This window comes from Providencia sp. wls1916 (genome assembly GCF_009706585.1).
GTDB lineage: Bacteria > Pseudomonadota > Gammaproteobacteria > Enterobacterales > Enterobacteriaceae > Providencia > Providencia lanzhouensis.
The window spans coordinates 183,020-194,203 of record NZ_WLUL01000006.1 but is presented as its reverse complement, the minus strand read 5'-3'; the positions used below and the strand labels follow the sequence as shown (position 1 = coordinate 194,203).

Here is an 11,184-nt window from a genome sequence, read left to right as displayed (position 1 = left end):
GCAGAGAGTCGCACAGCCATGCGGTCATATTTTCGGTTGGTCTGAAACATAACGTATTGCTCTCAATAACAGACGTTAGGAAATTAAGAAGTGAGGGAGTTTAACTTAGGAGATTGACAGGTTATGTCTGTTGGGAAAAATTCTCATTCGGCTTTTTAGTGAAAAATCGCCATAATTAACTCATTGATAAATAACGTTATTCTGTTTATTTAAACGATAAGAATGTAAGGCGTAACGACACAACCTGTCAGGGCGGGAAAATTAGTTGGGTTGGCGAGGGGCGAGTTGGTTAAATAAGGTATCCGCCATCACCCAGAGGGCTTTATTGAGTTTGATATCGCCATCAATCCCATTCACCGAACGAGTACGAGCGCGTTTACCTTTTGCAGTTCTGCCTGATAATCCCCCTTTAATCAGGTTTTCTTGTAGACGTTGATACACCGTCCAGAGGTCTTCTTTTTTGTCTTCAAAGTGTCGAGGCTGTAGAACTTGCTCTCGAGTGACGGGCTGGAACTCTTCACCAAAGCGGTAGGTCAAAGCCGCTTCAGCAAAGGCTTGCTGGGCGGGGGGAGGTAACAATAATGACTGCATACTTTCGCGTTTTTCAGCCACTTGCTCAAACGTATCGAGTACCTCATAGGCTCCTTCAATCACTTTACCCACCACATCCCCTTTATGGGGCACACGAACTTCCCCCAATACATCACCGCACACCAAACCGTTAGAGCACACGGCTCTAAAGAGTCCCGGCAGCATCTGATAGCTGCTTGAGCCATCATGGCTATTGAGCAGAATAATTTCAGGGACTTGTACGCCCGTGATTTGGTCATGACGACGCAGCCTCAACATATGCTTGGTGTGCTCTCGACGACTGATATCACGCACCCGAGTCTGGCAGGCAAAGAACGGATAGAAGCCTTCTTTTTGCAGGCTATCTAACAAGGTAATAGTCGGAATGTAAGTGTACCGTTCACTGCACGAATCGTGCTTTTCTTCAGAAAACACACTCGGGACAGTACGGAATAACTCTTCGATAGTGAGTGGACGCTCACGGCGAATACTGTTAGCAGAGCCAAAACGAGACGCTAATAAACTCATGATAAAACTCCTAATTAATCAATTAGATGGGAAATGGCAGCGGATTCAGAATGTTGTAGGGCATAGTCACGCAGTTGATAAAAGCGGTCACACATCAATTCACTTTTGGTTTGAAATGACCAGATGCTGTATAAAATCAGGCACACGACAATACCTGCGGCTTCACAACTGACCTGCGCTTCATTGCCGTTATGCATGTTGAATAAGGTCAGTGCCTCTTCTGATATATCCGGATAAATAAACGCCCCACCATTGGAGAGGGTGCAATATTCCCAATAGCCGCCGTTATAGACCTCACAAAACTGCCCCATCGTAGTGAAGGTCACTATCTCAAAAGTAGCCCAGCCTTTCACTGCACCAAAATGGTTGAACCAAAAATCAAGGCGTTGTTCATCGGGGACGAGTATCATTGTGATAGAGGATTCAGTTGTGTTATTCATAAGTTGATACTCCAATAAAAAGAAATAAAAAAGCGCCAATCCCGTTAAGGAGTGGCGCTAGATGTCATCAATGTTGTGTTAATTTAAGAAGTTAAAAGAAAAAACTCCACAAAGATTTAGCGACGGAGACGATGCTGTTTTTGACTGTACCAATCGTGCTTTTTATCAAGACAGGCAGGGGAAGGATGTCTATCAGCGTATCGACGATATCACTGACGCATTGTCCAAAATCGTTACGTGCCGAAGTTTCTACAGATTGCGTCCGGTAAGGGCGTTGCAGTTGCCTAGCTACCCCGCTGCTGGCTTGTGCCGGTAACACCTGTATTAATTGCTCCGCTAATTCAGTGAGTTGATAGTTTTCAACTGCAGACACGATCATCACAGGGTGATGCGGCTTAAAAGCGGTTATTACAGCTTCTCGTTTGAATACTAAGTTAGTCGCTTGCTCCGGGGAGGGCTGATGCTGTTGTTCATCCCATTGGCGACAGGGCTCTATTTTGTCGGCTTGGTTCAATACAAACAGAAATCGTTCAGGTTGATAACCACATTGCTCAGTGAGAAAGCGATAACACTGTTCATCAGAAGACCATGCCCTATCATCGGCTTTGAGTACCCAGATAATTAAATCCAGTTCTGGCAATAAGTTACGGTAGAGCTGGTGGTATTCTCTATCTCGCTCAAGACTTTCCCCTACGCCGGGTAAATCAACAAAGGTGAGTGTATGGTTGTTCATCGTCATACTGAAGCGTTGAGCATGCCGTGTACAGCCGGATACATCACTTACAGGCGATAGGATCGATTGGAATAGTGCGTTAATAAGACTGGATTTGCCTACCCCTGTTTTCCCCATCAGACCTATGGTGGGGGAGTAGCTAATTAGGTGATTGAGTTGGTTGAAAAACAGATTTTTAAATGAAGCAGGAAAGGCAGAAATAACCCTTCCTAATTCAGGATATTCGTTCATATTGCTTCCTTGAAAATAAATTCATCATCATTCAAGGTAATAATATATATTTGAAATTGTTTTAATTTTTCTTTTCAACTAACGATATGAGTTCTTTAAGTGGATCTCGTGGCAAAACAATTTCCTCAATCATCGCCTCGATAATTTCGTTAATATTTTTATTATGATTTTTAGCTATTTCTTTTAATTTCAACATAGATGATTTTGAAATATACGTATTGAGTACAGCCTTATCTTTAACTCCATCACGATACTTTTTTTGGCTCCATGCTTTCCTTGTTTGAAATAAAAAAAGCTTTACACGTTCTACGGTTGAAATAACAGCCCAATAATCAAAACAGGAAACAATGATTTTCCATTTCTGATTTTTAATAAGAACATTAACATCATCATCAGCAGCAATATTTTCGCGCATCATCCTCTCTCCTATCCATTTTAACGCTTCAGTTTTTTTTGACAAAAATGAAAAAGGATCTGGATATTCTTTGGTAATAGATGAAGCTTTATCTCTCATGTGAAAAACCATCGCATTAAAATCTTTAGGGGTTATAAATAAAACTATAAAATCCAAAAAACAAACAATATAATGAAAAGGTATATTTTTACCCATCATTGGAATCAAATTTAAAGGTGAATAATTATACACCCCAGCCATAATTGATTTGTGATTCATTTCTATAAGGTATTTATTATACGACTTCATAAGAAAGTTTAAGATAACAAATGATATTCTTTCATCCCTTAAAAAAGATAGTTGTTCTATTGGAATAGTTTTTCTCTCCACCTGTCTTAAATAATGATCAACATTATTTAAGACATTCCCGACATGCTGATTCAACTCACGAATTAACGTATTAACATTCTTACCTCTTGCCTCGATAATCATTTTATAAAAATCTTCAGGTAATAGTGTTTTTTCTGAAAGCATACAGAATAGGACAGCATAATATTGTCTACACTCCAAATAATTATCATTTACATCTACACTTATCATACACTCTCTCCACCTAGTATTTTTTGCAGACCTTTACGCTGTATTTTACGTAGTATTTAAGATGTTATTATGCTACATAACAATCAGTATTTATGTGTTGAAAATCACTATAACCACACAAATTATTATTAGAATGAAGACTAATCTTTAGATAAGCTAATATCAGAGTTGAACTACTTGAAAAAGCATCAGTTCACCTTTGTTCAAAAGCGTTCTGTCACGGTCATCGGTGATGAGATAGAGAAGAGCCTTGCCGTGTTGGTATAGTATTATCTTAATAAAGAAAACCTATCCCATAACTACACCTAGAACATTAATAATTACCCTGTCACTGACTCACTCATCCATATGTTCATCATTTTTCTAAAGTGATGAACTCTTATTTTTAACAACATCCATTCTAGATATGAAAATAAAACCAACCAAAGGTATCAATCATGTCTAGAAACATCCACAACGAGCATTACATTCAAAAGATAAACCACACCATCCGTAAATCACTCTCAACCTATAATCGAGTTACTGCTATTCGAGTGGACTTGCGATTTCCTTCATCGGATATAATTCACTTAAGTGACTCCAATGCCATCACCCGATTTTTTGAATCGTTAAAAGCAAAAATAAATGCTGACCTAAAACGTAAAAATAAAATATGGAAGCGTAACCATTCATGCCCTTTGTTTTATGTATGGGTCAGAGAGTTTGGTGAGATAAAAAACAAAAAACACTACCATGTACTTTTGCTATTAAATAAAGATGTTTATTGGAACCTAGGTGATTTTATTAAAACCAAAGGGACGCTCTATGCATTAGTACAACAAGCATGGTGTAGTGCTATTGGTGTAAACCATCCTGATAAGCGTTATTTAGTTCATATCCCGGACAACGCCGTTACTTGGCTAGATAATAATGAAACCCACAATGAAAGTACGATATTCAAATTAAACCAGCGTTGTCGTTACTTAGCCAAAGAGCATACAAAGTATTATGGTGATGGCGAGCGTTCTTTTGGATGCAGCCGTTAATCTACCAATAAAAAACATGAGGGGGATATCTTTTGGAAGAGAGATATCCCTAAACATTTATCGATATCCCTTCTGCCTTTTAACTTTAAAGACAGGAGTTCAACAATGAGCACTCAAGCGATTCCTTTATTAGATGACCAATTCGTTGATATGAAATTTATAACCCGTTTAACCGGACTAACAGATAAGTGGTTTTATAAGTTGATCCAAGATGGCGAGTTTCCAAAACCTATCAAATTTGGTCGTATGTCGCGCTGGTTAAAGAGTGAAGTTATACAATGGCTACAAGCACGCATTGATGAATCGAGAGGGGCTAACTCAACCCTTGAATCCTAAGATACTATTGCGAATAGCAGTTCATTTTCCAGAGTATAATGTTGAACAATTAAAGCTGGTTGCAGATTACCCAGAGGGTGCACCAGAAAATGCTAAGGTAGCCAATTATTGCAAACACGCCTTTGCACCAAAATTATTGAGAGCTACTGTAGCCTTATTTACACAAATGAGGAAAGACAAGCACGAAAGCATTCCTCTGGATGTCATTTAAAAGAAGGCTGAAATTAAAAACGGTTGTGGCCGCTGTGAGCGAATAGCGGAAATTGGATTTGAATTTACCTAAACTGTCTGCTGAATACTACCTACAAGAGAATGGTTCCGTTTGGGGCGGATACTTACAATAGAACCAGATGCATATTGTGCATAGTTTAACTTAAAGACTCACCATACTTTAATAGTTTCAAGGAAAATCACAGATTTAACTTAGTATTCATAGTATTAATCTTATTGCATATATAAATCATATTGGATTTTTATGGAACAGACTAAACCTAAACTTTTTATTTCTTATTCTCATGATAGTGAAGAGCATAAAGCATGGGTATTAAAGCTTGCGACCCGGCTTGAACAAAATGGAGTTCACGTAATCTTAGACCAATGGGATATTACATTGGGAAGTGACCTTACTCTTTTCATGGAGCAAGGGCTTACAAGCGCTGACCGAGTGCTTGTCATTTGTACAGAACCATATGTAGCTAAAGCCAATATGCAAAAATCTGGGGGAGTAGGTTATGAGAAAATGATCATTTCCAGTCAGATAATGCGAGAATTGAATAGTAATCGCGTTATCCCTGTAATTGTTAATAACTCATTACCTGAGCCAGTTCCGACCTTTGTAGGTGCACGCCTTCGGCTTTATTTTGATGCTGTAAATTATGATAATAGTTATGCGGAGCTGATCCATGATTTGCACGGTGAGAAAATGAAACCACGCCCAGCGGCTGGACCTAGCCCATTCAGCCGCAAGCCGCCTCCGCTCAACCCTGTCAATTTATCTCAACCAGATGGAGCTAACCAATCACCAACAAGCACAGGTAAAGTTACATTTGTGCCAAATGGAAATTATGACTCTTAAATTGTTATCAACATGGTATAGAGCTTGATGGAAATGTAGTGCAATATGAAGTGGTCATCTTTATGCTATTTCAAGTGAGGCACAGAATTTTTTCATTTTTACAATCAATCCATTGGAATCTAAAATGGCTATTCGGAAAAGTATCCCAAACGAAACCAAATTGCGGCTGTTTTCGGCATCGTCAGGTTATTGCCAGAAACCAGATTGTCTTAAGCCACTATTCCCAGCAGAGATAGGCGGTGATAAGCATATAGCTGAAATGGCACATGTCATTCCTCATGGTCAGGCTGGGCCTCGCCACGAAGAGAGACCTAATGAGGAGTTTGAAGCTGACTTATTTGAAAATCTCATACTACTATGTCCAACTTGCCACACTATTATTGATAAAGCGCCTGACTCATTCCCAAGAAGCATGATTTTAGATTGGAAGAGTAACCATCTTGTAGCCTTAGCGTATAAGCAAGGTATTATTCGTTATGAAAATAGAATACAAGCGAGAGAGGCTGTCATAGCAGCTATGGATGAAAATAAGGCTATATGGAAAGAATTAGCTCCTGTTGACGGGACTAGTTCTGAGTTCAATCCTGAGTCTGAAACAGCTCAAATTTGGGCACAAAGGATGAAAAGTGTCATTTTACCTAATCACTTCCGCATTCAGGCAATCATAAACATGAACGTATGTCATCTGACAGTTGAAGAGCGGGAAACTTTCGCACAATACAAAGAGCATGTTCGTGGACTTTCTGAACGTCATGTTTGTAGGATTTCTGGAAGGGCCATTCGTTACCCTCAAGATATGGATGGAATATTTGCATGAACTGGCAAGTTAAATATGCACTTGAGAATATAAATAACCATCTCAAAAGAACAGGTTCAGCAGAACATGTCGCTGAAGATACAATCAAAATTTCTATCCACGACAGACCTGACACATTAGCCATTGTTTCCGCATCATATGAAATCACTATTGAGATAGCTAAACAGTATCATGAAAAATTCCCTGATTTGGATTTTCTCTGTGGTTACAGGAAAGAGTGTGTGTGGACAGGTGAAGCTATCAACTACTTAAGTGATGCAAGAATAGGATGGGGCAATGCAGGCACCTTATATTCTGCCCTTTCAGACAATAATGTTAATTCTGCTTCTCACAAAGATTATATTTTCTCGTATCGGCTTATAACTCAAATGGGGGTTGTAAGAAATATAGAGCGGGAGTTTGATCGCGTATTCAAAATTGATTTAGCCAATGGTCGCAAGCTGAGGGTGGGTATGCTACTGGAATATGAGCCCACAGCTGATGCCGTGCGATCATTTTGGGACAAGTTTGGTCCAGTTGATGTCATATGGAACATTAATCCTAACGGAGGTCCTACTAAAAATGCCCTTGCAGCAGGGCATGAACTTAATTGCGGAGTCATGAAATGGTTAGAGTTCAAGGAGTTAATTCTTCGCCGTTGATGTCAGTAAGCGACGTGGCACGCCACCTTTTAAAAACGTGCCAAGCATTGAAGTTTTTTGAATGCTTTATGTTTGGCTCGTCGCTTTTTGGGGTAGGCACTGATTACGATATTTTGGTTATAGGTCCTCCAGGAGAAGCATTAATCCAACTAAAAGCGGAGCTGAAGCTTGCAGGAGTAGAATTGCCGCTGGATATTTTATACATGCTTCCACAAGAGGCTGAGGAAACAGATTTTGTTGCAAAGCAAAAATGTGTATCCCTTACCCATTTAGTGACCCTGGATATTCACTAGTTATATAGCTTTAAGAATCCCCGTTTTGTTTGTATAGTTTTGGACTATAAACTTCTGCTTTTGGCACAGGGCTGATAAACAGCCCTGATAGATTTATACTTCAATCGACTCAGAAATCTCCAATGCATCATCGACTTCAATGCCAAGGTAACGAACCGTGCTTTCCAGTTTTTTATGTCCAAGTAATAGCTGAATGACACGAAGGTTCTTTGTTTTCTGGTAGATCAGATACGGCTTGGTTCTGCGCATTGAATGCGTGCTGTATAACGAATTATCAAGGCCTAGCTTTTCAATCCAACCATGAAAAATACGGTTGTATTGTCTGGTAGAAATATGTTGAGCAGAACCGACTCGGGATTGGAAAATATAGTCGGTACTACGTAAGTGGGCCATTCTTATCCATGCAGCTACTGCATCTCTGGTTCCTTTAGTCAGCTCAAATTGGACAGGACTACCCGTCTTTTGTTGCAAGACTGTTGCTCTGCTTGAAACTGAACTGCCATATGCAACATCTGATACTTTCAACTTAACGAGATCACAACCGCGAAGTTTACTATCCAAGGCTAAATTGAATAACGCTAAGTCGCGAATTTTCCCTTCTAACTCGAGTCTAATACGGATCCCCCAGATATGAGATATTTTAAGCGGTCGTTTTTGCCCAATAATACGATCTTTATTCCACGGTGACTTAGACATAATTAAATCTCCTGTGATGTAGAGATTTAATTATGGTTGTTATCTCAAAAGTGCCGCAAGGATTGCAGCTTCTATTTTATCTGGGGTTGTGTTCGGCGCAAAGCGCTTGATCGGTTCGCCGTCACGTCCGATCAGAAACTTAGTAAAATTCCATTTAATCCTCTTCCCTAGCAAACCGGGCAGCTCATTTTTAAGATAACGAAACACTGGATGTGCGGTGGCTCCATTGACTTCCACTTTATCGAATATCGGGAAACTCACGCCATAGTTAATGTAGCAGGTCTGAGCAATGTCGTCAGCACTGCCAGGCTCCTGTTTCCCAAACTGATTACAAGGGAAGCCAAGCACCACCAAACCCTGAACAGCATATTTTTTGTAGAGCGCTTCAAGTCCGCTGTATTGTGGTGTAAAACCGCAATGGCTGGCTGTATTGACGACGAGAACAACCTTACCGACGTAGTCTTCCATAGAAACAAGCTGGCCATTAAGACTCCTCGCTATCAATTGGTAAAAGGTGCTCATATTCGAGTCCTCAAAGTAGAATCAGTCGACACCAACATTGCCATCTGATTAGAGTATCTGGAAAATTAATCCTGCCTCTGATTGCGCGGCAGGTCTGAAATCGTGAACGACTTATTGTTTCGTTGTAAATATTGAAGATGCCGTTTAGTGTTTTAATTTTATTACCCTATAGATAATTCTTCGCAACTATCACTTCGATTTTTACCATAAAGCTTAAGAAATCACAGCTTGTGATAATCAAAACCCCCTATTAGATTCAAAATAAGATCTAGCGAGAGTTTGGCTATCTTAAGAAATGAGGTAACAGATATTAACCACATTATTTTATTAATGAATTAAATTCATAGACTCTATCAAATTATCCTCGATTATTAATACCACTAATGCTGATATTCTCTGGGCTAAAATACACATCCGTCACCCACATTCTCCTTACTATTTATATAAGAGGATAGATCATGCCTGATGAACATGGTTTTAATCGACGAAAGTTATTAACGGCTTTAGCCGGATTAACCCTAGTGAGTGCTACATTACCTAAAGCGCTAGCGAATACAGAAAGTCATTCAAAAAATAGCCGTACCTTAGTTGCTTATTTTTCAAGAAGTGGCAGCACAAAAGTGATTGCGGGTGTGATCCATCGTAATTTACATACTGATCTTTTTGTTATTGAACCTGAAATCGCTTATCCAGAAGATTATTTTCAAACCGTTGAACAAGCACAAATAGAACGCCAGCAAGCAATAAAACCCGCGATAAAAAATAATGTCATCAATCTCGAATATTATCAGACAATTTATTTAGGTTTTCCCATTTGGGGAACTAGCATCCCACCGGTAGTCCAAACCTTTCTGAGTACGCACAATTTTACTAATAAAAAGCTTATCCCTTTTATTACTCATGGGGGCTATGGCAAAGGCGACAGTGAAGATGTGTTAGCCGAATTAGCGCCCTTAGCGCAAAGAGTCACACCACTGGTTATTGAGTGTGGCCAAGAGCGCAGAACAACAGAAACCGTAATCGGATGGCTAGCTTCTAGTGTAAGCTAATTTTAATCATTTAAAAATTATACTGTACTGAATCAAAAGGAAATAAAGATGAAGAAAGGATTAAATTTACTGCTATTTTGTATGATGGCGGGCGGAATAATAACCCAACCTACTTATGCTGAACCCTTAGTGATTTCAGCGCAAGGCAGCTTTGCAGCAGGTGGCTCCATCACGACAGCTGCAGGCACGTTCAATGCTAAAAAACCCCTAGAGCCTGCAGGGCAAACTTATCATGGCGATCATGCTGTAGTTTTTTATCAAATTCCCGAAAATCCACATAAATATCCACTCATCATGCTCCATGGTGCAGGTCAATCATCTCGTACATGGGAAAGTACACCTGATGGTAGAGAAGGCTTTCAAAATATTTTCTTACGCCGAGGTTTCTCAACCTATCTTGTTGACCAACCACGCCGTGGTAATGCAGGTAGAAGCATGATTGAAGGAACGGTAACACCACAACCTGATGAACAATTGTGGTTCAATCAATTTCGCGTCGGTATCTGGCCTGAGTATTTTAAAGATGTGCAGTTCTCTCACGATAAAGAAGCGTTAAATCAATATTTCCGCCAAATGACCCCCAACACGGGGCTTTTTGACACGAATGTTATTTCTGATGCTTTATCCGCTGTAGTGGATAAATCAGGCCCAGCGATTTTATTCACACACTCACAAGGTGGCGGTCCCGGCTGGTATACCGCAATAAAAAACAATAAGGTCAAAGCGATTGTCGCTTTTGAACCTGGCAGCGGATTTGTTTTTCCTGAAAATGAATTACCAGCACCAATGCCAAGTGCATTCGATACATTAAAGGGGGAGCCAGTTCCAATAGACGATTTCATGGCACTTACCAAAATCCCCATTATCATTTTCTATGGGGACAATATACCCGATAAGCCTATCACTATGCCTGCCCAAGATAGTTGGAGGGTACGTCTTGCTATGGCAAGAGAATGGCGAGATGTGGTTAATCAACATGGTGGGGATGTGACCGTTATCCATTTGCCAGAGGTGGGTATTAAAGGAAATACACATTTTCCTTTTTCGGATCTGAATAATACTCAAATTGCAGATTTAGTTAGCCAATTTATTGAACAAAAAAATCTACAATAATTCACGCTTATTGTGAGCAAGAATCATTATTTATGAATCCTGCTCATAAGCTCTAGAAGATTATAGCCTCTAATCTAATCAATAAATCTACGCTATGCTTTATTCTAACAAAAATAAAAAG

At 39.7% G+C, this 11,184-nt stretch carries 15 protein-coding genes; 9 read left to right on the top strand and 6 right to left on the bottom strand.

All coding sequences use genetic code 11. The annotated features are described in order from the left end of the window. Window positions 1-261 precede the first annotated feature (261 nt). The 4 genes from GKR61_RS02980 to GKR61_RS02965 all read right to left on the bottom strand — a co-directional run bounded on the left by GKR61_RS02980 (window position 262) and on the right by GKR61_RS02965 (window position 3,496). On the bottom strand, window positions 262-1,098 hold the full coding sequence (locus tag GKR61_RS02980; protein WP_154639539.1) for a DUF932 domain-containing protein: 837 nt from the start codon (window positions 1,096-1,098) through the stop codon (window positions 262-264). A gap of 14 nt (window positions 1,099-1,112) precedes the next feature. Beyond that, on the bottom strand, window positions 1,113-1,538 hold the full coding sequence (locus GKR61_RS02975; protein ID WP_154600074.1) for an antirestriction protein: 426 nt from the start codon (window positions 1,536-1,538) through the stop codon (window positions 1,113-1,115). 91 nt (window positions 1,539-1,629) lie between these two features. Then, a complete protein-coding gene (locus GKR61_RS02970) occupies window positions 1,630-2,502 on the bottom strand; it encodes a GTPase family protein (protein ID WP_154600075.1) in 873 nt (290 codons plus the stop codon). Window positions 2,503-2,563: 61 nt separating this feature from the next. Further along, window positions 2,564-3,496 (bottom strand): hypothetical protein, encoded by a 933-nt coding sequence (locus tag GKR61_RS02965; protein ID WP_154600076.1) that lies wholly within the window; start codon window positions 3,494-3,496, stop codon window positions 2,564-2,566. A 437-nt stretch (window positions 3,497-3,933) separates the two neighbouring features. On the opposite strand from GKR61_RS02965, the gene GKR61_RS02960 reads away from it, so the two are divergent. The 7 genes from GKR61_RS02960 (at window position 3,934) to GKR61_RS02930 (ending at window position 7,683) form a co-directional block, all read left to right on the top strand. Further along, a complete protein-coding gene (locus GKR61_RS02960; RefSeq protein ID WP_154639538.1) occupies window positions 3,934-4,521 on the top strand; it encodes an inovirus Gp2 family protein in 588 nt (195 codons plus the stop codon). A 105-nt stretch (window positions 4,522-4,626) separates the two neighbouring features. Then, the gene (locus GKR61_RS02955; RefSeq protein ID WP_154600078.1) at window positions 4,627-4,857 is read left to right on the top strand and encodes a helix-turn-helix transcriptional regulator; all 231 of its coding nucleotides are present in this window, start codon (window positions 4,627-4,629) and stop codon (window positions 4,855-4,857) included. Continuing rightward, window positions 4,847-5,068, top strand: a complete 222-nt coding sequence (locus GKR61_RS02950) for a hypothetical protein (RefSeq protein ID WP_154639537.1) — start codon at window positions 4,847-4,849, stop codon at window positions 5,066-5,068. The genes GKR61_RS02955 and GKR61_RS02950 overlap by 11 nt, the downstream gene beginning before the upstream one ends. A 264-nt stretch (window positions 5,069-5,332) precedes the next feature. After that, window positions 5,333-5,932: a toll/interleukin-1 receptor domain-containing protein gene (locus GKR61_RS02945; RefSeq protein WP_154639536.1), complete on the top strand. Its 600-nt coding sequence runs from the start codon at window positions 5,333-5,335 to the stop codon at window positions 5,930-5,932. 124 nt (window positions 5,933-6,056) lie between these two features. Then, complete coding sequence (locus GKR61_RS02940) at window positions 6,057-6,749, top strand: HNH endonuclease (RefSeq protein WP_154639535.1); 693 nt, start codon at window positions 6,057-6,059, stop codon at window positions 6,747-6,749. Continuing rightward, on the top strand, window positions 6,746-7,390 hold the full coding sequence (locus GKR61_RS17565) for a hypothetical protein (protein ID WP_195848374.1): 645 nt from the start codon (window positions 6,746-6,748) through the stop codon (window positions 7,388-7,390). The genes GKR61_RS02940 and GKR61_RS17565 overlap by 4 nt, the downstream gene beginning before the upstream one ends. Continuing rightward, the gene (locus tag GKR61_RS02930) at window positions 7,354-7,683 is read left to right on the top strand and encodes a hypothetical protein (protein ID WP_230083110.1); all 330 of its coding nucleotides are present in this window, start codon (window positions 7,354-7,356) and stop codon (window positions 7,681-7,683) included. Before GKR61_RS17565 ends, GKR61_RS02930 begins: the two co-directional genes overlap by 37 nt. 93 nt (window positions 7,684-7,776) lie before the next feature. On the opposite strand, the gene GKR61_RS02925 is transcribed toward GKR61_RS02930, so the two are convergent. Both GKR61_RS02925 and GKR61_RS02920 read right to left on the bottom strand, forming a co-directional pair. Further along, window positions 7,777-8,379, bottom strand: coding sequence for a site-specific integrase (locus GKR61_RS02925; RefSeq protein ID WP_004265023.1), 603 nt, complete (start codon window positions 8,377-8,379; stop codon window positions 7,777-7,779). A gap of 39 nt (window positions 8,380-8,418) precedes the next feature. Beyond that, window positions 8,419-8,901: a glutathione peroxidase gene (locus GKR61_RS02920; protein ID WP_004265017.1), complete on the bottom strand. Its 483-nt coding sequence runs from the start codon at window positions 8,899-8,901 to the stop codon at window positions 8,419-8,421. Between the two features lie 458 nt (window positions 8,902-9,359). On the opposite strand from GKR61_RS02920, the gene GKR61_RS02915 reads away from it, so the two are divergent. Both GKR61_RS02915 and GKR61_RS02910 read left to right on the top strand, forming a co-directional pair. After that, entirely contained in the window at window positions 9,360-9,950 is a 591-nt protein-coding gene (locus GKR61_RS02915) for a flavodoxin (protein ID WP_154600082.1), read from the top strand. A 48-nt stretch (window positions 9,951-9,998) separates the two neighbouring features. Further along, complete coding sequence (locus GKR61_RS02910) at window positions 9,999-11,063, top strand: alpha/beta hydrolase (RefSeq protein WP_004265013.1); 1,065 nt, start codon at window positions 9,999-10,001, stop codon at window positions 11,061-11,063. Window positions 11,064-11,184 lie beyond the last annotated feature (121 nt).

Excerpts from the sequence above, each read along its gene's own strand:
- GKR61_RS02980 (WP_154639539.1), bottom strand. The coding sequence starts at position 1,098 with ATGAGTTTATTAGCGTCTCGTTTTGGCTCTGCTAACAGTATTCGCCGT.
- GKR61_RS02975 (WP_154600074.1), bottom strand. The coding sequence starts at position 1,538 with ATGAATAACACAACTGAATCCTCTATCACAATGATACTCGTCCCCGAT.
- GKR61_RS02970 (WP_154600075.1), bottom strand. The coding sequence starts at position 2,502 with ATGAACGAATATCCTGAATTAGGAAGGGTTATTTCTGCCTTTCCTGCT.
- GKR61_RS02965 (WP_154600076.1), bottom strand. The coding sequence starts at position 3,496 with ATGATAAGTGTAGATGTAAATGATAATTATTTGGAGTGTAGACAATAT.
- GKR61_RS02960 (WP_154639538.1), top strand. The coding sequence starts at position 3,934 with ATGTCTAGAAACATCCACAACGAGCATTACATTCAAAAGATAAACCAC.
- GKR61_RS02955 (WP_154600078.1), top strand. The coding sequence starts at position 4,627 with ATGAGCACTCAAGCGATTCCTTTATTAGATGACCAATTCGTTGATATG.
- GKR61_RS02945 (WP_154639536.1), top strand. The coding sequence starts at position 5,333 with ATGGAACAGACTAAACCTAAACTTTTTATTTCTTATTCTCATGATAGT.
- GKR61_RS02940 (WP_154639535.1), top strand. The coding sequence starts at position 6,057 with ATGGCTATTCGGAAAAGTATCCCAAACGAAACCAAATTGCGGCTGTTT.
- GKR61_RS17565 (WP_195848374.1), top strand. The coding sequence starts at position 6,746 with ATGAACTGGCAAGTTAAATATGCACTTGAGAATATAAATAACCATCTC.
- GKR61_RS02930 (WP_230083110.1), top strand. The coding sequence starts at position 7,354 with ATGGTTAGAGTTCAAGGAGTTAATTCTTCGCCGTTGATGTCAGTAAGC.
- GKR61_RS02925 (WP_004265023.1), bottom strand. The coding sequence starts at position 8,379 with ATGTCTAAGTCACCGTGGAATAAAGATCGTATTATTGGGCAAAAACGA.
- GKR61_RS02920 (WP_004265017.1), bottom strand. The coding sequence starts at position 8,901 with ATGAGCACCTTTTACCAATTGATAGCGAGGAGTCTTAATGGCCAGCTT.
- GKR61_RS02915 (WP_154600082.1), top strand. The coding sequence starts at position 9,360 with ATGCCTGATGAACATGGTTTTAATCGACGAAAGTTATTAACGGCTTTA.
- GKR61_RS02910 (WP_004265013.1), top strand. The coding sequence starts at position 9,999 with ATGAAGAAAGGATTAAATTTACTGCTATTTTGTATGATGGCGGGCGGA.